At 72.7% G+C, this 23,226-nt stretch carries 19 protein-coding genes and 1 pseudogene; 12 read left to right on the top strand and 8 right to left on the bottom strand.

Features of this window, described 5'->3' with window-relative positions; translation table 11 throughout:
* Window positions 1-206: 206 nt before the first annotated feature.
* A complete protein-coding gene (locus LCE31_RS07795) occupies window positions 207-2,444 on the top strand; it encodes a polyribonucleotide nucleotidyltransferase (RefSeq protein ID WP_225013268.1) in 2,238 nt (745 codons plus the stop codon).
* Window positions 2,445-2,724: 280 nt separating this feature from the next.
* Here the strand turns inward: LCE31_RS07795 and LCE31_RS07800 are convergent.
* Window positions 2,725-2,991: pseudogene (locus LCE31_RS07800) on the bottom strand (helix-turn-helix domain-containing protein); the annotation flags it as partial.
* Window positions 2,992-3,086: 95 nt separating this feature from the next.
* On the opposite strand from LCE31_RS07800, the gene map reads away from it, so the two are divergent.
* A complete protein-coding gene (gene map / locus LCE31_RS07805; protein ID WP_225013269.1) occupies window positions 3,087-3,869 on the top strand; it encodes a type I methionyl aminopeptidase in 783 nt (260 codons plus the stop codon).
* An 82-nt stretch (window positions 3,870-3,951) separates the two neighbouring features.
* On the opposite strand, the gene LCE31_RS07810 is transcribed toward map, so the two are convergent.
* Together LCE31_RS07810 and LCE31_RS07815 are read right to left on the bottom strand one after the other, a co-directional pair.
* A complete protein-coding gene (locus LCE31_RS07810; RefSeq protein ID WP_225013270.1) occupies window positions 3,952-5,046 on the bottom strand; it encodes a mandelate racemase/muconate lactonizing enzyme family protein in 1,095 nt (364 codons plus the stop codon).
* Between the two features lie 146 nt (window positions 5,047-5,192).
* The gene (locus LCE31_RS07815; RefSeq protein WP_225013271.1) at window positions 5,193-6,560 is read right to left on the bottom strand and encodes a sugar porter family MFS transporter; all 1,368 of its coding nucleotides are present in this window, start codon (window positions 6,558-6,560) and stop codon (window positions 5,193-5,195) included.
* 333 nt (window positions 6,561-6,893) lie between these two features.
* Here LCE31_RS07815 and LCE31_RS07820 point away from each other — a divergent pair, with 333 nt between their 5' ends.
* The 5 genes from LCE31_RS07820 to LCE31_RS07840 all read left to right on the top strand — a co-directional run bounded on the left by LCE31_RS07820 (window position 6,894) and on the right by LCE31_RS07840 (window position 12,627).
* Window positions 6,894-7,217, top strand: a complete 324-nt coding sequence (locus LCE31_RS07820) for an L-rhamnose mutarotase (protein WP_225013272.1) — start codon at window positions 6,894-6,896, stop codon at window positions 7,215-7,217.
* A gap of 203 nt (window positions 7,218-7,420) precedes the next feature.
* Window positions 7,421-8,335, top strand: a complete 915-nt coding sequence (locus tag LCE31_RS07825; protein WP_225013273.1) for an SDR family NAD(P)-dependent oxidoreductase — start codon at window positions 7,421-7,423, stop codon at window positions 8,333-8,335.
* Window positions 8,336-8,364: 29 nt separating this feature from the next.
* Entirely contained in the window at window positions 8,365-9,354 is a 990-nt protein-coding gene (locus tag LCE31_RS07830) for an aldo/keto reductase (protein ID WP_263631566.1), read from the top strand.
* Window positions 9,355-9,677: 323 nt separating this feature from the next.
* The gene (locus LCE31_RS07835; RefSeq protein ID WP_374118433.1) at window positions 9,678-10,325 is read left to right on the top strand and encodes a GntR family transcriptional regulator; all 648 of its coding nucleotides are present in this window, start codon (window positions 9,678-9,680) and stop codon (window positions 10,323-10,325) included.
* Between the two features lie 409 nt (window positions 10,326-10,734).
* Complete coding sequence (locus LCE31_RS07840; RefSeq protein WP_225013287.1) at window positions 10,735-12,627, top strand: peptidoglycan recognition protein family protein; 1,893 nt, start codon at window positions 10,735-10,737, stop codon at window positions 12,625-12,627.
* A 238-nt stretch (window positions 12,628-12,865) separates the two neighbouring features.
* Here LCE31_RS07840 and LCE31_RS07845 read toward each other — a convergent pair whose 3' ends face one another.
* Window positions 12,866-13,375 carry a MarR family winged helix-turn-helix transcriptional regulator gene (locus LCE31_RS07845; protein WP_225013276.1) on the bottom strand — a complete coding sequence of 170 codons (510 nt, stop codon included), beginning with the start codon at window positions 13,373-13,375 and terminating at the stop codon, window positions 12,866-12,868.
* Between the two features lie 179 nt (window positions 13,376-13,554).
* Here LCE31_RS07845 and LCE31_RS07850 point away from each other — a divergent pair, with 179 nt between their 5' ends.
* Complete coding sequence (locus tag LCE31_RS07850) at window positions 13,555-15,372, top strand: chloride channel protein (RefSeq protein WP_225013277.1); 1,818 nt, start codon at window positions 13,555-13,557, stop codon at window positions 15,370-15,372.
* 55 nt (window positions 15,373-15,427) lie between these two features.
* On the opposite strand, the gene LCE31_RS07855 is transcribed toward LCE31_RS07850, so the two are convergent.
* Window positions 15,428-16,255 (bottom strand): sulfite exporter TauE/SafE family protein, encoded by an 828-nt coding sequence (locus tag LCE31_RS07855; protein WP_225013278.1) that lies wholly within the window; start codon window positions 16,253-16,255, stop codon window positions 15,428-15,430.
* A 93-nt stretch (window positions 16,256-16,348) separates the two neighbouring features.
* Between LCE31_RS07855 and LCE31_RS07860 the strand changes: the two genes are divergently transcribed.
* Complete coding sequence (locus LCE31_RS07860; protein WP_225013279.1) at window positions 16,349-17,179, top strand: AraC family transcriptional regulator; 831 nt, start codon at window positions 16,349-16,351, stop codon at window positions 17,177-17,179.
* On the opposite strand, the gene LCE31_RS07865 is transcribed toward LCE31_RS07860, so the two are convergent.
* Window positions 17,161-18,834 carry a bifunctional 3'-5' exonuclease/DNA polymerase gene (locus LCE31_RS07865; protein WP_225013280.1) on the bottom strand — a complete coding sequence of 558 codons (1,674 nt, stop codon included), beginning with the start codon at window positions 18,832-18,834 and terminating at the stop codon, window positions 17,161-17,163. The genes LCE31_RS07860 and LCE31_RS07865 overlap by 19 nt on opposite strands.
* A gap of 165 nt (window positions 18,835-18,999) precedes the next feature.
* On the opposite strand from LCE31_RS07865, the gene LCE31_RS07870 reads away from it, so the two are divergent.
* Both LCE31_RS07870 and LCE31_RS07875 read left to right on the top strand, forming a co-directional pair.
* Window positions 19,000-19,911, top strand: a complete 912-nt coding sequence (locus LCE31_RS07870) for an NADP-dependent oxidoreductase (protein WP_225013281.1) — start codon at window positions 19,000-19,002, stop codon at window positions 19,909-19,911.
* Between the two features lie 269 nt (window positions 19,912-20,180).
* Window positions 20,181-20,759 carry an ATP-binding protein gene (locus LCE31_RS07875; RefSeq protein ID WP_225013282.1) on the top strand — a complete coding sequence of 193 codons (579 nt, stop codon included), beginning with the start codon at window positions 20,181-20,183 and terminating at the stop codon, window positions 20,757-20,759.
* Here LCE31_RS07875 and LCE31_RS07880 read toward each other — a convergent pair.
* The gene (locus tag LCE31_RS07880; RefSeq protein ID WP_225013283.1) at window positions 20,692-21,243 is read right to left on the bottom strand and encodes a sugar O-acetyltransferase; all 552 of its coding nucleotides are present in this window, start codon (window positions 21,241-21,243) and stop codon (window positions 20,692-20,694) included. The two genes, LCE31_RS07875 and LCE31_RS07880, sit on opposite strands and share 68 nt — an antisense overlap.
* Before the next feature lie 103 nt (window positions 21,244-21,346).
* Window positions 21,347-22,024 (bottom strand): hypothetical protein, encoded by a 678-nt coding sequence (locus LCE31_RS07885; protein ID WP_225013284.1) that lies wholly within the window; start codon window positions 22,022-22,024, stop codon window positions 21,347-21,349.
* Window positions 22,025-22,902: 878 nt separating this feature from the next.
* Between LCE31_RS07885 and LCE31_RS07890 the strand changes: the two genes are divergently transcribed.
* A complete protein-coding gene (locus LCE31_RS07890) occupies window positions 22,903-23,139 on the top strand; it encodes a DUF397 domain-containing protein (protein WP_225013285.1) in 237 nt (78 codons plus the stop codon).
* Window positions 23,140-23,226 lie beyond the last annotated feature (87 nt).

Here is a 23,226-nt window from a genome sequence, read left to right on the forward strand (position 1 = left end):
AGCGAGGAGGAGCGCCCTCCGCCGCCGCCGGTCCTCGGTAGTGGCATCCGGAAGACGCACCGCGCCACGGCGGACGCCCCACGGGCGCCACCCGGCGGCGCGTGCGCACCGGATGCTTCGATCGAAGACCGGCAAGCACCAAAGGGCGCACCTCCCCAGCGTCCACCGCCACACGGGCGGCGGACGAAGACGAGGAGAAAACGCTGGTGGAGAACGAGACCCACTACGCCGAGGCCGTCATCGACAACGGCACCTTCGGCACCCGCACCATCCGCTTCGAGACGGGCCGCCTGGCCAAGCAGGCCGCCGGCTCCGCCGTCGCGTACCTGGACGACGACACCATGGTGCTGTCGGCCACCACCGCTTCGAAGAACCCCAAGGACCAGCTCGACTTCTTCCCCCTCACGGTGGACGTCGAGGAGCGCATGTACGCGGCCGGCAAGATCCCCGGCTCCTTCTTCCGCAGGGAGGGCCGCCCCTCCGAGGACGCGATCCTCACCTGCCGCCTGATCGACCGGCCGCTGCGCCCGTCCTTCAAGAAGGGCCTGCGCAACGAGATCCAGGTCGTCGAGACGATCATGGCGCTCAACCCCGACCACCTCTACGACGTGGTCGCGATCAACGCCGCCTCCTGCTCCACGCAGCTCGCGGGCCTGCCCTTCTCCGGCCCGATCGGCGGCACCCGCGTCGCCCTGATCAAGGGCCAGTGGGTCGCCTTCCCGACGCACACCGAGCTGGAGGACGCCGTCTTCGACATGGTCGTCGCCGGCCGCGTCCTGGAGGACGGCGACGTCGCGATCATGATGGTCGAGGCCGAGGCCACCGACAAGACCATCCAGCTGGTGAAGGACGGAGCCGAGGCCCCCACCGAGGAGGTCGTCGCCGCCGGCCTTGAGGCCGCGAAGCCCTTCATCAAGGTTCTCTGCCGCGCCCAGGCCGACCTGGCGGCCAAGGCCGCCAAGCCGACCGGCGAGTTCCCGATCTTCCTCGACTACCAGGACGACGTCCTGGAGGCGCTCACCGCCGCCGTCAAGGACGAGCTCTCGCAGGCGCTCACCATCGCCGGCAAGCAGGACCGCGAGGCCGAGCTCGACCGCGTCAAGGGCCTCGCCGCCGAGAAGCTGCTCCCGCAGTTCGAGGGCCGCGAGAAGGAGATCTCCGCCGCGTACCGGTCCCTGACGAAGTCGCTGGTCCGCCAGCGCGTCATCAAGGACAAGGTCCGCATCGACGGCCGCGGTGTCACCGACATCCGCACCCTGGCCGCCGAGGTCGAGGCCATCCCGCGCGTGCACGGCTCCGCCCTGTTCGAGCGCGGCGAGACCCAGATCCTGGGCGTCACCACGCTGAACATGCTGCGCATGGAGCAGCAGCTCGACACCCTCTCCCCGGTGACGCGCAGGCGCTACATGCACAACTACAACTTCCCGCCGTACTCCACCGGCGAGACCGGCCGCGTCGGCTCCCCGAAGCGCCGCGAGATCGGCCACGGCGCCCTCGCCGAGCGCGCCCTCCTGCCGGTCCTGCCGACGCGCGAGGAGTTCCCCTACGCGATCCGCCAGGTCTCCGAGGCCCTCGGCTCCAACGGCTCCACGTCGATGGGCTCCGTCTGCGCCTCCACCATGTCGCTGCTGAACGCCGGCGTGCCGCTCAAGGCCCCCGTCGCCGGCATCGCCATGGGCCTGATCTCGCAGGAGATCGAGGGCGAGACCCACTACGTCACCCTCACCGACATCCTCGGTGCGGAGGACGCCTTCGGCGACATGGACTTCAAGGTCGCCGGCACCAAGACGTTCGTCACCGCGCTCCAGCTCGACACCAAGCTCGACGGCATCCCCGCCTCGGTGCTCGGCGCCGCGCTGAAGCAGGCCCGTGACGCGCGCCTGCACATCCTCGACGTGATGAACGAGGCCATCGACGTTCCGGACGAGATGTCCCCGAACGCGCCGCGCATCATCACCGTCAAGATCCCGGTGGACAAGATCGGTGAGGTCATCGGCCCCAAGGGCAAGATGATCAACCAGATCCAGGAGGACACCGGCGCCGACATCACGATCGAGGACGACGGCACCATCTACATCGGTGCCGCCGACGGGCCCTCCGCCGAGGCCGCCCGCACCACGATCAACGGCATCGCCAACCCGACCATGCCGGAGGTCGGCGAGCGCTACCTGGGCACCGTCGTCAAGACGACCACCTTCGGCGCGTTCGTGTCCCTGCTCCCCGGCAAGGACGGCCTGCTGCACATCTCGCAGATCCGCAAGCTCGCCGGCGGCAAGCGCGTGGAGAACGTCGAGGACGTCCTCGGCGTCGGCCAGAAGGTCCAGGTCGAGATCGCCGAGATCGACCAGCGCGGCAAGCTGTCCCTCATCCCCGTCATCGAGGGCGAGGACGGCGACGGCAAGCCCGCCGAGCAGAGCGAGCCGAAGGACGCAGACGCCAAGTGACGTCCCCCGGCTTCCAGGCGCGGGGGCCCCCCCCCCCCCCCGCCCCGGGGGGGCCGGGGGGGGTCTTCGTCCCGTCTTTCCCCCACCCCCCCCCCGCCCCCCCGGGCCCCGCCCCCCCCCCCCCCCGCCGCCCGCGCCCGCCCGGCCGCCGCGACCTCCCCGGCCGCCGCGCCGGCACCGGAGCGCGCGAGCGCCTGAAAGCGCGCGCCGCGCGCTCCGGTGCCGGCGCGGCGGCGGGGGGGGGGGCGGCGGCCGGCCGTCCGCGTACGGCGTGCGCGGCGCGGGCCGCTCCGAGGCCGCGTTCGGGCTCGCTGATCTCGGCCCACACCGCGTCGAGGGACAGTCCGAGGACATCGGCGATCGCCGCGATGGTCGAGAACGCGGGGGTGGCCACGCGGCCCGATTCGATCTTCCTCAGGGTTTCCGGTGAGACACCGGCGTCGAGCGCGACGCTGAGCATCGAGCGCTCTGCCCTGGCCCGGCGCAGGAGAGCGCCGAGGCGCTGTCCGCGTTCGACCTCTTCGGGAGTGAGCGGCAACCTGACCATGACCCCGATTCTAGTACCGGTATAGTAAGGCCGGTATAGTTATTGGTCCCCGTTGCTGGCCGCACCCGTTGTCGGCCGCGTGAGAAGGACACCGCATGATCGAGATCCTGAACCCCACCCGCCTGGCTCAGGCGAAGGACACGGGCGCCCTGGTCGCCGACATCCTGTGGACGCTGAGGAGCCGCAGTGTGATCGGCACGAATCTGCTGGACATCGACCGGTGGACCAAGGACATGATCGCCGAGGCGGGCGCGCTCTCCTGCTACGTCGACTACGCGCCCTCCTTCGGACGCGGCCCGTTCGGCCACTACATCTGCACGGCCGTCAACGACGCCGTGCTGCACGGGCTGCCCCACGACTACGCGCTTGCCGACGGCGACCTGCTGACACTCGACCTCGCCGTCTCCAAGGGCGGCGTCGCCGCGGACGCCGCCATCAGCTTCATCGTGGGCGACGCGAGGCCCGAGGAGAGCGTGGCGCTGATCGGCGCGACGGAGCGCGCGCTGGCCGCGGGGATCGCCGCCGCCGGGCCCGGGGCCCGCATCGGCGACCTCTCCCACGCCATCAGCACGGTCCTCGGCGAGGCGGGATACGCGATCAACACCGAGTTCGGCGGCCATGGCATCGGATCGACGATGCACCAGGACCCGCACGTTCCGAACACCGGACGGCCGGGCCGCGGATACCAGCTGCGCCCCGGGCTGCTGCTCGCGCTGGAGCCGTGGGTCATGGCGGACACCGCCCAACTCGTCTTCGACGCCGACGGGTGGACGCTCCGCAGCGCGACGGGCTGCCGCACGGCGCACAGCGAGCACACGATCGCGATCACCGACGACGGAGCCGAAATCCTCACCCTGCCGAGCCGGCCGCGGTCCTGAGGCCGCCGGGCCGAGCGCCCGTCGCGTCAGGCCCGTCGGGTAACGCCTGTCGCGTCACGCCCGTCGGGTCACGCCTGTCGCGTCAGGCCACCCGCAGGTCCGCTATCGCGTCCTCGTCCCAGGCGATGCCGAGGCCGGGCGCCTCGGGCGGAACCACCGCGCCGTCCTCGATCACCAGCTCGCTCGTGGTGATCGCGCCGAGCTGCGGGATGTACTCCACATACATCCCGGCCGGCACGGCGCAGGCGAGGCTCGCGTGCAGCTCCATCAGGAAGTGCGGCGCGACCCGCACGTTGAACGCCTCCGCCGCGTGCGCCACCTTCAGCCAGGGCGTGATGCCGCCGACGCGGGCCACGTCGACCTGGACGATGCCCGCGGCACCGGCGCGCAGGAACTCCGCGAAGTGCCCGACGCTGTAGATGGATTCGCCGACCGCGACCGGTACCGACGTGGAGCGGGCGAGGCGTTCGTGCCCCGCCACGTCCTCCGCGGGCATCGGCTCCTCGAACCAGGCGATGTCGCACGGCTCGTACGCACGGGCCCGGCGGATCGCCTCCGCGCCGGTCAGGGACTGGTTGGCGTCGACCATCAGCTCGAACGAGGGCCCGACCGCGGCGCGCACCGCGGCGAGGCGCTCCGCGTCCTCGACGGCCGTGGGCCTGCCGACCTTCAGCTTCGCGCCGCGCAGCCCCCGGTCCCTCGCCGCGCGGACGTTCTCCACCAGCGCGTCGACCGGCAGGTGCAGCCAGCCGCCCTCGGTGTCGTACACCGGCAGCCGCTCGTGTGCGCCGCCCGCGAGCCGCCACAGCGGCTCGCCCGCCCGTAGGCACCGCAGGTCCCACAGCGCGGTGTCGACGGCGGCGAGAGCCAGCGACGTCAGCGGGCCGAAGGCGGTGGCACGGGTGGCGGCGAGCATCCGCGCCCAGAGACCCTCGATGTCGCGGGCGTCCCGGCCGACGAGACCGGCCGCCACGTGGTCGCGCAGCAGGGCGAATACGGACGAACCGCCGGTGCCGATCGTGTACGAGTAACCGGTGCCGCGCAGTCCGTCCGCCGTCTCGACCGTGACGAGGATCGTCTCCTGGCGTACGAACGTCTGCGTCGCGTCCGTGCGCAGCGTCTCCGGTTCGATGTTGACGAGCCTGGTCTCGATCCTCTTGATCGTCGTACTCGGCATGGCCTGCCTTCTCGCTCTCGGTGTCGCGTTCGCGTTCTGCCGTGTGCCTCTGGGGGTTACCGCGTCATGCGCGGGGTGTGCGTTCCGCGTGCTTCCGCCCCATGCGCGGGGTGCGCGGGGTGCACGGGGTGTTGTGCGTCGGCCGTCTAGGCCGCCGTCGTCGCGGCCGTCGGCCGGTTGTCACCGCGCCGCCAGTCCTCCTCGATGTCCTCCAGCGAGCGGCCCGCGGTCTCCGGCACCCACCGAAGGACGAAGACCAGCCCCGCCGCCGACAGGACCCCGTAGATCCCGAAGATCCAGAAGTGGATCGCGCCGAGGATGTCAGGGAAGGTCAGCGAGAAGAGGAAGTTGAAGAGGTACTGCGTGAACGTCACCACGCCCATGCCGAGTGCGCGGGCCCGCAGCGGCAGGATCTCCGGTATGTACAGCCAGAACACCGGGCCGAGTCCGAAGCCGAACGCGAAGGTGAAGACGAAGACGCAGACGATGTCGAGCACCGTCGTGTGCGGGAACAGCGCCAGCAGGATCAGTGGCACGACCTGGCCGCCGAGGCTCAGGGACAGCAGCTTCCGCCGGCCCATGCGGTCGATCAGCGGCAGCGACAGCGCCGTGGAGACGACGAGCGCGCCGCCCACGCTGTAGTTGGCGATGATGCCGGTGTCGGTGGCACCGCCGGTCGCGGAGGCGAACACCGTCGGCGCGTAGTAGACGACACCGTTGATACCGGTGAAGACCTGGAAGAACGTCAGGATCAGCCCGATGCTGAGCGCGGGCCGGTAGCGGTGGAACAACTCCCGCATTCCGGCGCCCTGCCGGCCGAGGCTGCCGCGGATCTCGCGGGACTCGTCGTCCGCCTCGGCCCCGGTGGGCCGCAGTCGTACGAGGACGTCGTGGGCCTCCCGGTCCCGGCCGCGCAGGATGAGCCAGCGCGGGCTGTTCGGGCTGAAGCACATGCCGGTGAAGAACAGCAGCGCGGGGATCGCGCCCAGGCCGAGCATCCACTGCCAGGCGCCGGAGCCGCGCAGGGCGTCGCCGACGCCGTACGCGACGAGGATGCCGACGTTCACGCTGAGCTGGTACAGCGCGCTGATCAGGCCGCGGGTCCGCTTGGGCGCCAGTTCGGTCAGGTAGATCAGGCCGAACATGTTGGCCAGGCCGACCCCGAGGCCGAGGACGAAGCGGAAGGTCAGCAGGACGGCCACGCTGCCCGACACGGCGCAGCCGATCGAGCCGACGACGAAGATGACGCCGGCCACCAGCAGCAGGTGGCGCCGGTCGAAGCGCTTCGCGGCGAGGGAGCCGGCCACGATCGCGGGCAGGGCGCCCAGCAGGATCAGGCTGGTGACAAGCCCCTGTTCCGTGGACGACAGGCCGAAGGCCTTCGTCGCGAAGGGGAGCGCCGTGGCGATCGCGCCGGAGTCGTACCCGTACAGCAGGCCCGCCATGCCGCCGAGCACGGCGACCGCCTTGACGAACAGCGGGAGCGGGGGTGCCGGCGAGGTGGGGTCTGCCATGACGCCTCCAAGGACAGTCTGAAATTTCCTATAGGAAATCTGGGGACGCCTGGAGGTTACGCAGGAGTGCGAGCCGCGCGTCAAGGGGTTCGCCGGCACTTTCCGGCGCCCGGCCACGGAAGCGGCGCCGGTTCCGTGGCAGGGTGCGAGCGGTGCTGGGGGAGGGAGTGAGGGAGGCCGGGGGAGAGGGTTGCCCGGTGAACGCGGTGAACCCGATGAAGGGGGAAGCGACGAAGGGTTCACCTCCGGGCGTTGTTCCTATAGGTTCTGTACGGAATACATCGGACAGCTGAGCCATCCGTCAGCTGGACCCGGAGCAGAGCGGAGCGAGTCGTGCAGCGCATCGCCCAGGTGATCAAGGTGAGGCCGGAGCGGCGGGACGAGTACCGCGAGCTCCACCGCGCCGTTCCCGAACCGGTCCTGGCCAGGCTGCGCGCCAGCCACATCGCCAACTACTCGATCCATCTCCTCGGCGACCGGCTCTTCGGCTACTTCGAGTACCACGGCGACGACCTGGACGCCGACCTCGCGGCGGTGGCCGCCGACGAGGCGACCCGGGAGTGGTGGAAGCTCACGGACCCCTGCCAGGAGGCGGTGCCGGAGGCCGCGCCGGGCGAGTGGTGGGCCGCGACCGAGCAGGTCTTCCTCATGGAGTGAGCCACACCGCGGGCACGGGGCACGCCGTACGTACGGCATGCGGGCGGGCGGGTTGTGCACGTACGGGAACCGCACCGCACTTGCATCGCACCCGCACCGCACCACACCGCACCGACAGCACACCGGCACACGGGCACACCGGGACACCGGCACACCGGGACACCGCGCCGAGCGCGACACCGAGAAGGACGGCGAACAGCAGCATGACTCAGACTTCCGACCTCCCCCGCGGCGGCGAGTTCAACGGCCTCGTGGCCGCCGTCACCGGCGGGGCCTCCGGCATCGGCCTCGCCACGGCGCTCGAACTCGCGGCGCGCGGCGCGGAGGTGTGCGTCCTGGACCTGAACGCCGGGGCGGTTCCGGCCGGGTTGCGCGGGTTCACCTGTGATGTCTCCGACCGGGCCTCGGTGGGCGCCGCCCTCACGGCCGTCGGTGAACTCTTCGGCCGCCTCGACGTCCTGGTCAACAACGCGGGCATCGGCGCCCAGGGCACTGTCGAGGACAACGACGACGAGGAGTGGACGCGCGTCCTCGACGTGAACGTCGTCGGCATGGCCCGGGTCGCCGCCGCGGCGCTGCCCCTGCTGCGCGAGGGTGTCGCGGCCAGGACCGCCGGCCTGCCGGCGACCAGCGCGATCGTCAACACCTGCTCCATCGCCGCCACCGCGGGCCTCCCGCAGCGTGCGCTGTACTCCGCGAGCAAGGGCGCCGTGCTCGCCCTGACCAGGGCCATGGCCGCCGACCACATCCGTGAGGGCGTACGGGTCAACTGCGTGACACCCGGCACCGTCGACACCCCCTGGGTCGGCCGGCTCCTCGGCTCCGCGCCCGACCCCGCGGCCGAGCGCGCCGCGCTGAGCGCGCGCCAGCCCACCGGGCGCCTGGTCTCCGCCGAGGAGGTCGCCGCGGCGGTCTGCTACCTGGCCGGGCCCTACGCGGGTGCCACCACCGGCACCGACCTGGCGGTCGACGGGGGCATGCAGGGCCTCAGGCTGCGGCCCGCCGAGCCGGCCGAGCCGTCGCAGCCATCGGAGCCGTTGGCGTCGTCGAAGCCCGCCGAGCCCGCCGGGCCGGCCGGGGCGTCGGATGCCGCCGGGCCCCGGGACGGCGCGGAGTGACGCCCGTACCGCAGGACGCCGGTGCGGCGCTGCCCGCCGAGCCCTTCGGCCGCTCCCGGCTGCCCGTCACCGCGCTCGGCTTCGGCGCGGCGACCCTCGGCGGCCTGTTCGCGCCGATGTCCGACGAGGAGGCGCACGCCGCGCTCCAGGCCGCCTGGGACGCGGGCGTCCGCTACTTCGACACCGCGCCGCACTACGGCGTCGGCCTGTCGGAGGAGCGGGTCGGCCGCTTCCTCGCGGACAAGCCGCGCGACGCGTACGTCCTGTCGACGAAGGTCGGCAGACTGCTGGTGCCCGGCACGGGAGCGCCCGAGGACGTGCAGGGCGTGGACGGGTTCCACGGCACGCCGAACCGGGTACGCCTGCGCGACTACAGCGCGGACGGCGTCCGCCGCTCCCTCGACGAGAGCCTCGCGCGGCTCGGCCTCGACCGGATCGACATCGCGTTCATCCACGACCCCGACGAACATGCGGACCAGGCGGTCGCCGAGGCCTGCCCGGCGCTCGTGGCCCTGCGCGACGAGGGCGTCCTCGGGTCCGTGGGCGTGGGCATGAACCAGGTCGCGGTGCCCACCCGGTTCGTCCGCGAGACCGACATCGACTGCCTGATCGTGGCCGGGCGCTACACCCTGCTCGACGGGTCGGCGGCCACGGCTCTGCTGCCGCTGTGCGCCGAGCGCGGGGTGGACGTCGTGGGCGCGGGGGTGTTCAACAGCGGGCTGCTCGCCACGCCGGACGAGAACCCGACCTTCGACTACGCCGCAGCGCCCGCGCCGCTCGTCGCGCGTGCCCGCGCCATCGCCGCCGTCTGCGCCCGGCACGGTGTGCCGCTACCGGTGGCCGCGCTGGCGTTCGTGCGGGCCCATCCCGCGGTGCGTACGGTGCTGGCGGGGATGCGGAACGCCGAGGAGGTACGGCAGAACGTCACCTCCGTCACCACCGAGGTGCCCGGGGAGCTCTGGGACGACCTGCACGCGGAGGGCCTGCTGCCGGAGGGCGCCGTCCTGCCCCGCCCCTGACGGGTCACGGTCCTGACGGGTCACGGTCCCCGGCGCGGCTCCAAGGCGGGCCACGGCCCCGAGAGGCCCTACCCGGATCGGCAGATCCTATAGAATCTGTCGATCCGGGTGCCGGAGTGTGGCTGTCCGCCACGGTGGGACCAGGCAGTGGCAGGGCGGTACGAGTGGCGGAGGAGGCCGGGCCGATGGGCGACGACGAGGGCCCCGCCCGCGCGCGGGGACACGGCGCGAACCAGACGCACGGCGCGAACCGGACGCACGGCACCGGCCCGGCCGGCGACGCGGCCCAGGCGCACGACGCCGGCCGGGGGCAGCGCCGGCAGGTGCTGGCCGACAGTGTGTACGAGGCCGTGAAGGCCAAGGTCATGGACCACGAGATCGAGCCCGGCGCCCGCGTCGGCATCGAGGCGCTGGCCCGCGCCCTCGACGTGTCCCCGACGCCGGTCCGCGAGGCCCTCGCGCGACTGGAGTCGGACGGCCTCGTCACCAAGCGGTCGCTGGCCGGCTACCGGGCCACCGAGCTCCTCACCCGCCAGGGCCTGGACGAACTCTTCGAGATGCGGCTCCTGTTGGAGCCCCGCGCCGCGGCGCTCGCCGCCGAGAACGCGGACGACCCGGAACTCGACGCGATCGAGGACCTCGTCGAGGAGATGCGCGAACACCCGGGCACCGGTGACCGGTACGCCGTCTACCGCGACTTCGCCGCGCTCGACCAGCGCTTCCACGACACCATCGCGCGGGCGACGGGACGCTCGCTGCTCGCGGACGCCGTCGGCCGGCTCCACTCCCACCTGCACATCTTCCGTCTTGGCAGCATCGCGGGCGCGGGCCCCCTGACACTCGCGGAACACGACCGCGTCCTGCGGGCGATCCTGCGCCGCAACCCCGAGCGTGCGGCGGAGGCCATGCGCGACCACCTGACCGCGAGCCTGGAGCGCCAGCACCGCAGGGAGGCGCCGGGCCCGGAGTGAACCGGGTTCCGGACACCGCGGGTTCGGCCGGCGCCCCAGTGATACGGCGCTCCGGCGCCCGTACCTCCCGTGTCCCGGCCCGTCCCCGGCACGTACCGGTCCTGTCCCGTCCCCGGCACGTACCAGTCCCGTCCCTGGCATGTACCGGTCCTGCACCAGTGTCCCGTGCCTGCGCAAAGAAGCATGTACGAACGGCACTTCCGGTGTGTACACACGGGCACACCTGTACCGCGTGTACGACACGCAAGCCACTCCGGCGCCAGTGGCATGCACGTGGCTTGATACGTTCCTCATGTTGTCGCAATCGGTGGGACCGCCCCATACGGCCACCGCCTGACAGAGCTCCAAAAAGCGCTTTATCGAGGGAAATTCCTTGCGAAAGTCCGCACACAAGAAGAAGTCCCGCAAAATGCTCGCCGGGATAGTGGCAGGAGGCGCGGTGGTCGCGGGCGGCCTCGTCGCCCTGCCCTCCGCACAGGCCGCCCTGACGAGCAACCCCACGACGCAGGACAGACAGGCCGACTTCGCCGCCGCGGCGAAGGAGTTCCACGTTCCGCTGGACGTCCTTCTCGGTGTCTCCTACCAGGAGTCGCTCTGGGACGCGCACGGCGGGCAGTACAACACGTCGGGCGGCTACGGCCCGATGAACCTCACGGACGTCACCAGCAAGATGGTGTCCTCCGGCGCGGCCGGTGCGGCGGGACGCGGTGACATCAAGTCGCTGACGTCGAGCCCCTCGCTGCACACCCTGGCCGCCGCCGCCAAGCTCACGGGCGCGTCCGAGAACGCCCTGCGCACCGACGACCACGACAACATCCGTGGCGGTGCGGCGCTCCTCGCCTCGTACGAGAAGAAGCTGACCGGCGGCACCACTCCCACCGACCCGTCGGCCTGGTACGGCGCGGTGGCCCGCTACAGCCAGTCGCCCGACCAGAAGTCCGCGGGCCTGTTCGCCGACCGTGTCTACAAGTCCGTGAAGTCGGGCGTCAGCCGTAAGACGCAGGACGGGCAGAGCCTGAAGCTCGCGGCCACACCGTCGGTGAGTCCGTCGACGAGCCAGCTGTCCAAGCTGGACCTCAAGTCCGCCCCGGCCACGACGGCGACCGAGTGCCCCACCACGGTCGACTGCACGTTCCTGCCCGCCGCCGCGACCAACGGCCAGGTGGCCAACCGGCCCACCGACGGTGTCGACATCAAGTACATCGTCATCCACGACACGGAGTCGTCGTACGACGCCGCGATCGACACGTTCCAGAAGAGCGGCAGCGCCGACTCGGCGCACTACGTGATGCGCGCCTCGGACGGCGCCGTGACGCAGATGACCTCCGACAAGGACATCGCGTACCACGCGGGCAACTACTGGTTCAACATGCACTCGATCGGCATCGAGCACGAGGGCTTCGCCGCCCAGGGCGCCAGCTGGTACCCGCAGACGCAGTACCAGGCGACCGCGGAACTGGTGAAGTACCTGGCCGCCAAGTACGACATCCCGCTGGACCGCCAGCACATCATCGGCCACGACAACGTGCCGGGCCCGCAGGACAGTTACGTCGCCGGCATGCACTGGGACCCGGGCCCGTACTGGGACTGGTCGAGCTTCATGAACATGGTCGGCGAGCACGTCGGCACGCGGACGGGACGCAACCCCGAGGTGGGTTCCGCGGTGACGATCACACCGCCGTTCGCGGACAACAAGCAGACCGTGCGCGTCTGCCCGGCCGACGACCCCAGCGGCAAGACCACCGCCTGCACCGACCGCAGCGAGCCGGCCAACTTCCTGCCGGTGCGCACCGCTCCGGACGCCGACGCGCCCCTCTTCACCGACCCGGCCGTGCACCCCGGTGCCGACGGCAAGGGCACGGACGAGATCAACGACTGGGGAAGCACCGTCCAGGACGGGCAGCAGTTCGTGGTGGCCGGCCAGAGCGGCGACTGGACCGCGATCTGGTTCAGCGGCGCGAAGGTCTGGTTCTACAACCCGGGCGGCCGCAACACCATGCCGGCGCAGGGCGTGACGATCGTCAAGCCCACCGGCGACAAGGCCACGCTCTTCGGCTCCGGATACCCGCAGGCGTCCGAGTACCCCTCGGGCCTCTCGCCGTCGGCCCAGGAGCCGCTGACCGTCTACTCGTTCCCCGCGGGCCAGGCGTACGTGGCGACGCAGCCGCCGGTGAGCGCGGACGACTTCTTCGCGACCGGCGACAAGCACGTCACCGGTGCGGCCAAGTACTACACGATCCAGTACAACCACCGCGTGGTCCTGGTCGACGGCGCGGGCGTCGCCCCGAGCCCGGCGCTGTAGCCCGCGCTCCACGCGACACGGCAGAACCCCCGCGCAGGCCCGAGCCGGCCGGGGAACGGACGCGGGCCCCCCCCGTCCCGGTGCACGACGACCGAGGCCGGCGGTGGCCGTTCGCCGTCCCGGGAGCCGTCGTGGCGCGAGGCGTCATCGGCGGAGGCGCTGACGCGCGAACGCGCTGACGCGCTGACGGGCGGATACGCGAACACGCTGACGGGCGGACGCGCGAATGCCCGGGGCGTCACCAGTCGACGTCGGCCGTGCCCGGCTCGTCGGCGGGCGGTTCCTCCCCGGCTTCGTTGAACGCGTGCAACGCCTGCACCAGGGCGGCGCGCTGGGGGCGCGGCATGGCGCCGACGATCCGGGCGATCTCGGACCGCCGCCGCTCCGTGGCCTCCTGGACGACCTGGCGCCCGTCGGCCGTCAGGCTGATCCTGATCTCCCGGCGGCTCAGGGCGTTCGGTTCCTTGGTGAGCATGCCGGCCGACGCCAGGCGCTCCACCATGCGCAGTGCCGTGGACGGGATGACGTCCAGGTGGGCGCCGAGCCTGGAGATGTTCATCGGGCCCCTGGTCGAGAGCACCACCAACATTCTGAACTGGGGCAGTGTCAGGGTTTCCTCGACCGAGGCCAGGGACCGCGCCGAGACGGCCACCAGCAGCCGGGACGCCGTGAGCACCGCGGTGACCACTTCCTCCGCCGCCTCGTCCTCGGGATCGAGGGGCTTCGCGTACGGCGCTCGCTCAGGCATGTCCCCCTTTCTACCCGGTCCCAGAGGGGAGGGGGAAAGCGTCCTGCTCCGCCGGTCCCGGTCTCAGGGACCGAGAACATTGCACAAGGCAATGGTTAATATTGCATACTGCAAAGATGATGCCCGGAGCCCGTACGACCTCGTCCCCCTCAGCCGCCGCCGCTCGCCGCACTCCTCGCATGCCGGAGGGCCTGCCACGCCTTCTGGCGTCCCTCCGGGAAGCCAAGGGCGGGCTCCTCGTGCTCGCCCTGCTCGTCGGGGCCGGTGCCGGACTCGGCGCCGTCGCCTTCCGGTGGCTGATCAAGACCTTCACACTGCTGCTGTCCGGGCATGCCGACTACGCGGCGGCCGGGCACGCCGCGAACCCGCATGTGCCCTGGCTCGGCCGGTGGTTCGTCCTGCTGGCACCCGTGGCCGCGGGCCTGCTCTACGGTCCGCTCGTCCAGCGCTTCGCCAAGGAGGCGCGCGGCCACGGTGTGCCGGAGGTGATGCTCGCCGTGGCCCGGCGCGGCGGGAAGATCGCGCCGCAGGTGGCGCTGGTGAAGTCCCTGGCGTCCGCGCTGTGCATCGGGGGAGGCGGCTCCGTCGGCCGCGAGGGGCCGATCGTCCAGATCGGGTCCGCCCTGGGCTCCGGCCTCGGCCGCCTCGTGAGCGTGGCCGAGGACCGGATGCGCGTCCTGGTCGCCTGCGGCGCCGCCGGAGGGATCGCCGCGACGTTCAACGCGCCGCTCGCCGGGGTGTTCTTCGCGATGGAACTCATCCTGCGCGACTTCACCGCGGAGTCCTTCGGCATGGTCGTCCTCGCCTCGGTCACGGCCTCCGTCATCGGCCGGGCGGCTCTGGGCAACACCCCGTTCCTGCACCTGCCGGCCTTCACGGTCCACCACCTCTCGGAGTACCCGCTCTTCCTGCTCCTCGGGGTGCTCGCGGGCGCCGTGGGCGTCGGCTTCACCCGGGTCCTGTACTGGGTCGAGGACGCGTGCGACTGGGCCTGGCGCGGCCCCGAGTGGGCCCGTCCCGCCGTCGGCGGCCTGCTGCTGGGGCTGCTCCTGCTCGTGCTGCCGCAGATGTACGGGGTCGGCTACCCGGTCCTGGAGAGCGCCGTCGCCGGCAAGTACGCCATCGGTTTCCTGCTGCTCCTGCTCGTCGGCAAGGTCGCGGCCACCAGCCTGACCATCGGCATCGGCGGCTCCGGCGGCGTCTTCGCCCCCTCGCTGTTCATGGGGGCCGTCCTCGGCGCCGGATACGGCGCCCTCGCGCAGCAGATCTTCCCGGCGAGCGCGGGTCCGGTCGGCGCGTACGGCCTGATCGGCATGGGCGCGGTCTTCGCCGGGGCGGCGCGCGCCCCGATCACCGCCGTCATCATCATGTTCGAGCTGACCGGCGAGTACACCATCATCCTGCCGCTGATGGCCGCCATCGTGGTGGCGACGGGGGTCAGCCGGGCCCTGTCCACCGACACCGTCTATACCCTCAAGCTGCGGCGGCGGGGCATCGACATCGGCGAGGCGGCGCCCGGTGCCCCGCTCGCCGGGGTCACCGTCGGAGCCGTCATGGAGCCGCTCCCCGAGCCGCTCGACGCCGCGATGCCGCTGGCCGAGGCCGCCCCGGCGCTGGCCCGTTCCCCGCACGGCGTCCTGCCCGTACTCGCCGGGGACGACACCTACCTCGGTACGGCCACGGCGCGGTCCGCCGCCGAGACCCTGGCGACGCCCTCCGACGCGTCCCTCAGCGTGGGCGCGATCACCCACCTGCCCGGACCGCTCACCGCGAACACCGGCCTCACGGACGCCCTGCACGCGCTGGTCGCGTCCGAGGGGGCGGGCCTGCCCGTCCTCGACGCCACCCGCACCAGGCTCACCGGCTGGATCACGCACCAGTCGGTGCTGGACGCCCTGCGCGGCGAACTCGCGACGCCCGGCCCCGGCCCCGCTGCCGGTCCGGGTCCCGGCCCCGATCCTGCTGCCGATCCGGGTCCCGCTCCCGCCCGCGGCTGAGGCGCCATTTTCGGCCCCGCCCGCGGCTGAGGCATCCTGCGCGGGGCCGGGGACGTCACCCCGAGGTCCCCATCGCCACCGTCACCGCCGCGAGCAGCCCGATGTAGGCCCAGGCGTAGGCGCGGTCGGGGATGCGGGGCGGGCGCCTGCGCAGCACCGCGATCACCGGCAGCGCGCCGAGGAGCAGCGCAGCGGCGGCGGGGAGGTCGACGAGGCCCACCAGGTGGACGTGCGCGTCCGCGGCCCGGGCAACCGCGCCGCCGCCCAGGGACACCGCGGCCGCGGGCACCGCGATGGCGAGGGTGAGCGGGTTGGCCAGGGTGGTCGCCGTACGCATCGGGTGCCCGGCCCGCCGCATCGCCGGGACCGTCATGACGCTGCCTCCCACGCCGAGGAACGCGGCGACCGCGCCGACCGGTGCGCCGAGGGCAGGCGGCAGCGGGCGCGGCGCGCCGGTGGCCCCCGCGGTCCCGACGTCGCCCGCAGGTCCGCGCCGGGCCCCGGGGCGCAGGAAGCCCGGGCGCAGGAGCAGGTCGGCGATCGTGAGGTCGACGTACCCGACGAACAGCCAGCGGGCCAGTCCGGGCGGGGCGAGGCGGGCGGCGAACGCCCCCGCCGCCGCCCCGGCCGCCATCAGCAGCGACAGGGGGCCGCTGCCGCGCAGTCCGAGCAGTACCCGGCGCGGTGTGACAGCCGTCGCGAACCCCGCGTTCACCACCATCACCACGGCCGAGGTGGCGGTCGCCACCCGCATCGCGTCCCCGCCGAGTGCCGCGTCCGCCCACACCACGACGGGCACCGCGACGAAGCCGCCCCCGAACCCGAAAAGCACCGTCGTCACACCGGTGACCAGCCCGATCCCGATCAGCATCACCACGTCCATGGACCCCACTCCACCAACTCGGGGGGCCTTCCCACATGCGATGGTCGGCACAGTTCCTTCGCGTTCCGGCCCGGAGAGTGGCAGGCTGGCGCCGTGAAGAACGTGCCGCTCGCCGATGTCGACCACATCGACCGGGCCGTCCTGCCGATCGGCACCGACTACCCGCCGGGACACGTACTGGACTGGCACGAGCACCGGCGCGCGCAGTTCCTCCACGGCGCCACCGGCGTGATGGTCGTCGACACCGCCGAGGGCACCTGGACCGTGCCGCCCGAGCGGGCTGTCCTGATCCCCGCCGCCACCCGGCACCGGGTCCGCATGCTGGAGGTCACCACCCGCAGCCTGTACATCGAGCCGGCCGCCGTCCCCTGGTGGCCCGCCACCTGCACGGTCGTGGACGTTCCACCGCTGTTGCGCGAACTGCTGCTGGCGGCAGGCGAGTTCGAGGCCGACTACAGCTCGTCGGGGCGCGAGGGGACCATCGCCGAGCTCCTCCTCTACGAGATCGCCGAGCGCGCCCCGCTCCCCTTCCACGTCGCGATTCCCGCCTCCGCCGGCCTCGCGGAGCTCTGCCGCTCGTACCTGGCCGCCCCCGACGCCGGTGTCTCCAACGCCGCCTGGGCCGCGCGGGTGTCCATGAGCGAGCGGGCCTTCACCCGCCGCTTCCGCGCCGAGACCGGCGAGAGCCCCGCCGTCTGGCGCACCCGCGCCCGCCTGCTCGCGGCCGTACCGCTGCTGCGCGACGCGTCGGTCACCGAGGTCGGCGGCCGTCTCGGCTATGCCTCTCCCGCCGCGTTCACCGCGGCCTTCACGCGCGCCTTCGGTACGCCCCCTTCGCACTTCGCCGGCGCCCGCCGAGGCCGCGGCCCCCGGCACGGCCGGGCACCCGGGCACGGGCCCCGGGGCTACTTCGCGTCGGAGTAGCGCTCCACGACCGCCGTCGTGAACGGGAAGCGCACCGGAGTCGGGCCGAAGGCCGTCGTGCCCGCCGTGTCGGCCGCCGCCTGTATCGCCTCCGCGACCTCCTCGGCCTCCTCGGCCGGGCAGTGCACGATCACCTCGTCGTGCTGGAAGAACACCAGCTCCGCCCGCATCCCCGCCGTCGCGCCGCGCAGCGCCGCCAGCATCACCAGCGCCCACTCGGCGGCGCTGCCCTGCACGACGAAGTTCCGGGTGAAGCGGCCCCGCGCCCGCGCCGTGGACGGCGAACCGGCCGCCGTGGGCGTGTCCTCCTGCGGGATGCCCGCCTCGTCGTCCTCGGGGGCGTCGGCCGCGCGCGGGCTCGTACGGCCGAGCCAGGTGCGCACCAGGCGCCCCTCCTCGCCCGCGCGCGCCGCGTCGTCCACATACGCCACGGCGAGCGGGAAGCGGCGGCGCAGCGCCGCGAGGTTCTTCAGGCCGTCGCCCGACGTCTGCCCGTAGACCGCGCCGAGCAGCGCGAGCTTCGCCTGGGCGCGGTCGCCGGAGAACCCGCGGTCCGACAGCGCCGTGTACAGGTCGCCCTGGTGCGCCGCCACCTCCATCAGCCCGGGGTCGCGGGAGATCGCGGCGAGCACCCGCGGCTCCATCTGCGCCGCGTCCGCGACGACCAGCCGCCAGCCGTCGTCCGCGACGACGGCGCCGCGCAGCACGCGCGGGATCTGGAGCGCGCCGCCGCCGTTGGTCGTCCAGCGCCCGGTGACCGTACCGCCCGGCTGGTACTCGGGGCGGAACCGGCCGTCGCGCACCCAGTCCTGGAGCCAGGACCAGCCGTTGGCCGTCCAGATCCGGTACAGCTTCTTGTACGCGAGGAGCGGCTCCACCGCCGGGTGCTCGACCCGCTCCAGCTCCCACCGCCGGGTGGAGCGGACCCGCACGCCCGCCGCCGCGAACGCCTTCACCACCTCGGCCGGCAGGTCGGGCCGCACCCGGTGGCCGAACGCCGCCGACACCTCGTCCGCGAGCTCGGCGAGCCGGCGCGGCTCCCCGCCGCCCGCATACCGCTCGCCGAGCAGCTCGCCCAGCACCTCGCGGTGGATGTCGGCCCGCCACGGCAGCCCCGCCGCGTGCATCTCCGCGGCGACGAGCATGCCCGCGGATTCGGCTGCCGTCAGCAGCCGCATCCGGCCCGGGTGTTCCGCGCGGCCGTGCCTGCGCTGCTGCTCCTCGTAGACCGCGAGAAGGCCCTCGAACGACACCTCGGAGCCCGCCCTCGGCTCGAACAGCGACGACTGCGAGCCGGGCTCCGCCGAGCGCGCGGGCGGGTCCCGCGGCACCGGCGAGCGCCGCAGCCGCGCCCAGGCCGCCGCCGCGGACCTGGGCTCGCCGAGCCGCCCCTCGTGGCCGAGGAGCAACTGCTCGGCCGCCTCGATGTCGTAGGCCCGCTCCACCCGTACGCCCGCGGCGTGCAGCCGGGGGTAGACCTCGGGCGTCGACCGCCACACCCACCGCGCGACGCCGGGCCGCGCCCGCACCGCCGCGACGAGGTCCGGCTCCCGCACGGCGGGCCCGGCCGGCGAGCCGTCGCCCGCGAGCGGCGCGAGCAGCGCGCCGCCGTCGTCCAGCGGCGCCAGCGCCCAGCGCGTGGAGGGTTCGGTCATGGGGTCGAGTGTCGCAGGGGGGTCTGACAGTGCCCGGGAACAAGGCCGAGGCAAGGACGCTTGACAGTTCAAGTGAGGGCCGCGCCCCGAGGGGCCGACCGCTCGCGATGGCGGCAAGGTAGTGACGGCAACCCTTATGGAACGACGCGATACGCGGAGGTCACGATGAAGGCGACTGTGTACGAAGAGTTCGGCGGTCCCGAGGTGCTGCACGTGGGCGAGGTCGAGGAGCCCCGTCCGGGCCCGGGCGAGATCCGGATCGCGGTCAAGGCCGCCGGCGTCAATCCGATGGACTGGAAGATCCGCCACGGATGGATGGAGCAGATGATGCACACCGCGTTGCCCGCCGTCCCCGGTCTCGAGGTCGCGGGCGTGGTGGACGAGGTCGGCGAGGGCGTCGGTGACTTCGCGGTGGGCGACGAGGTCGTCGGCTGGGGCCGCGGCGCGTACGCGGAGCACGCCGTGATGACCACCGCGGCCAAGAAGCCTGCGGGCGTGCCGTGGAGCGAGGCCGTCGCGGTCCCGGTCGCGGGCGAGACCGCGCGCCGCGTCCTGCGGCTGCTCGACGTCAAGAGCGGCGAGACGCTGCTGGTCAACGGCGCGGCCGGCGCGGTCGGCTCCATCGCGGTGCAGCTCGCGGTGGCGCTCGGCGCGACGGTCGTCGGCACCGCCTCGCCCGCGAACCACGACTACGTGCGCGAACTCGGCGCCACCCCCGTGGCCTACGGGGACGGCCAGGTCGAGCGCGTCCGCGCGGCGGCGCCCCAGGGCGTGGACGCGGTGTTCGACACGGCGGGCAAGGGCGATCTGCCCGACGCGATCGAGCTGCGCGGCGGCACCACGGACCGGATCGTCACCATCGCCGACATGGACGCGCAGAAGCTGGGCGTCATCTTCTCCTCGGGCGGCACCCCGCCGGAGCAGCAGCGGGCCGACCTCACGGAGAACCTCGCCCTCGCGGCGGACGGCAAGCTGCGCCTGAGGGTGGCCCGCACGTTCTCGCTGGACGAGGGCACCGAGGCGCAGCGGGAGAGCGAGGACGGCCACGCGCACGGAAAGCTGGTGATCGTCCCGTAGCAGCGGCGTTCCGTCGCGACGGCGCTCCGTGGCGGCGGCGTTCCGCAGCGGCGGCGCCGGGGGGACGCCGGGGTTTCGCGGTCCTCGCGTCGTCCCTCGCGGTCCTCCCGTCCCCCGTCCCCGCGCTCCCGGGGTCCCCGCGCGCTCCGGACCCCGTAAGGGCGCCTTGAAGAAGACGTCGCAAGAGGACTCGTACGGCGGTGGCATGCGGGCGTCGCTCTCGGCACCATAGGTTGCTTTAAGTGACCTATCGATGTCCGAGAGTGACGATGCTCACCGACAGTGGACTTGTGCACGACGTGTTCCATTCGGAGCGGCCCTGGCTGCCGTTGACCCGGCTTCCCCTGCCGCACAAGCCGGAAGCGGTCTTCCGGGCGCGAAGACACGCGCGCGAGACCCTGGCCGAGAGGGGCGTGGACGGCGACCTCGCAGCGACGGTCGAACTCGCGGTCAGCGAGCTGGTCACCAACGCGGTACGCCACGGGGTCTGCCCGTGCGGCTGCACCCGCGGCTCCGTCTGCCTCGCCCTGCTGGAGGCGGCGGGCCGGCTGCGCGTCGAGGTCGGCGACCCCTCCCGTACGCCTCCGCGCTGGCCGACGGGGATCGAGTCGGTGGACGCGGAGGCGGTCGAGGGACGCGGGCTGCTGCTCGTCACCGGGCTCGCCGCCGACTGGGGCGACCACGGGCGGGGACGCCGCGGCAAGATCGTCTGGTGCGAGTTCGGGCCTCAGCCCCCGGCCCCGGCACCGCGCCCGGTTCCCGCGGCCCGGGACGGCGCCCTCACAGCTCCCGTACGACCCGCGCCGGACTCCCCAGCGCAAGCACCCCCGCCGGGAGATCCCTGGTGACCACGGAACCCGCGCCGACCACCGTGTTCTCGCCGATGGTGACGCCCGGGCAGACGATCACACCGCCGCCGAGCCAGACGTTGTCGCCGATCGTGATCGGGGCCGCGTTCTCCCAGCCGGCCCGGCGGCGCTCGGTGTCCAGTTCGTGGTTCGGCGTCAGGAGCTGGATGTTCGGGCCGAACTGGCAGTCGGCTCCGACGGTGATCGGCGCGGCGTCCAGGAAGACGGCGTTGAAGTTGATGAACGTCCGAGCGCCGATGGAGATGTACGAGCCGTAGTCGCAGTGGAACGGCGGCCGGATTCCCACGTCCTCGCCCACTGATCCGAGCAACTCCTCCAGCACCTTCCGCCGTTCGGGGCCGCTCGCCGTCTCGTCGTTGAACGCGGCGCAGAGCGCGATGCGCCGCCGGGTGTCCTCGGCCAGCTCGTCGTCGTCCGCGATGTACCAGTCGCCGGCCAGCATGCGCCGCTTGTTCTCGCCCATGGTCCTCCCGTCACCTTTTCCACAGCCTGTGGACAACGGTGCGCGCCCGCCCCGGTCCCTGCCTCGGCCCGCGCCGCCCCCGGTCTCCGTATCGGGCGTACCCCTAAGGCGCCGACGACGCGTTCGGCGGGGGCGATGTGCGGGCGGAGGGCGAGGGCGTCCCGGAGGGCGCCCCCGGGGAAGCCGGCGCCGTCGTCCTCTTCAGCGTGTCCCGCTTGGTGTCGCCCCACGCGATCACCGCCGTCTTGCGGTCGTTGGACTGCACGATGCCCATCACGCGGTTCTTGTCCCCGTCCGTGCACGTCATGGCGAGCATGGGCACGCCCATGTCCCGGATCGTGCCCTGGCAGACGTGGCCGTCGGCGATCACCACCGCCTGAACGCCCTTGACCGCGAGCGTCACCACGCTGCCGTCCGTCTGGCCCTGCCAGGTGCCGGCGAGCGCGGCCGACACCTGGGCCACGGTCGCGGAGCCGGGGCCCGACCCTGTCGCGGGCGACGGCGGGCGGACGCTCGGCGACCCGGTGGACCCGGGTGCGCCTGTGCCTGAGCCGGGACCTGCGCCGGAGCCCGTACTCGTACCCGTGCCCGTGCTCGTGCCGCCGCCCGCGATCGGGGGCGCGCTCGTACCGTTCGCGCCCCTTGCGTCCGCCTTGGCGCCCCCGGCCCCGCTGTCACTGCTGCCGCCGCCACCGCAGCCCGCGAGCAGCAGCAGTGCGACGGCTGCCCCGGCCGCACCGGCGGCCGAGGTGCCCCTGAACCTGAACCCGCGCACGCGCATGCCCCCTGAGAGTCGCCGAGAGTCGACCGCGGGCCACCGGAACGCCGAAGAGCGACCGGATCGCCGGATCATCGGATCGCCGAACGCCCGTCAAGCTACCAGGGCGCTCCTCTGCCGCCAGGGAGGAAACCGGCAGGGTCCGCCGGCCGCCGCCCGCGAGGTACCGCCGCCTGTCTCCGGCGGGCGTCCGTCCGTACCACCCCGAACGTCTTTACGGGGCGGCGGAGGCTTCGTCACCGTGCGGACTCCCGCACAGATCCGGCGGGCGGTATCGCCCGCGTCGAATCCGTACGGGGGAACGGCTTCCGTACCGCCTCGTATCCCTCTTTCCGGTGCCTTTCCCGCGGCCGTTCCCGCCCCTCTTCCCGCGCTCCTTTTTCCGCGGCGGGATTCCGCTCCGATCGCGGCGGCAACTCCCGTACGGCAAGGGGCGGGCCAGGGGCCTGGCGGGTCAATCCAATGGATTACACGGGGATTATGCATATCGACTGCAAAGATACTGTTCTCCTGCGGAAGTTGGTTCTCGACGAGAGAAGCAGTCACCGCGGCGGGGCGCCGCAAAAGCCGCCCGCCGGCGGGTATGGGCTGGTCAGAGCCGCCAGAATGATCGGGAACGCGCTGTGCGCTGCTTTGCTCACGCACTGCTCCGTACCGCTCCGTACCGCTCCGCGCCGCGTTGGAGGTGTCACCGTCCGTGCCGTCACCAGCGTCCCGACAATCGAACATTCTGTTCACTCAGCGCTTCAGAGGGGTTCCTTAGCGTTTGTAATCACGGGAATACAGCCCGTGCACGTGCATTCGCACGTGCGGAGGCACGTGAACACCGCTATGCTCCAGCTCAGTTGACAGCCGTAGTTTGTAACTCCGGGGAGATTTCTGTGCATCAGGCGTACAACGGCATCGCGGCGGCGGAACTCACTGACGCTGCCTGGCAGAAGAGCGGTTTCAGCAACTCCCAGGGCACCTGCGTGGAGTTCGCGAAGCTGCCCGGCGGCCAGGTGGCCGTGCGTAATTCCCGCTTCCCCGAGGGGCCGGCCCTCGTCTACACGCCGGCCGAGATCGAGGCGATGCTGCTGGGCATCAAGGCGGGCGAGTTCGACCACCTGTCGGCGTGAGCTGACGGAGCGGTCCCGCGCGCACGGCGCACGGCCGGCGCGGCGCGCGCACCCCTCATGAAGACGACTGCGGACCGGCCCCGGGGC

This window comes from Streptomyces sp. 8L, assembly GCF_020176795.1.
Taxonomy (GTDB): Bacteria; Actinomycetota; Actinomycetes; order Streptomycetales; family Streptomycetaceae; genus Streptomyces.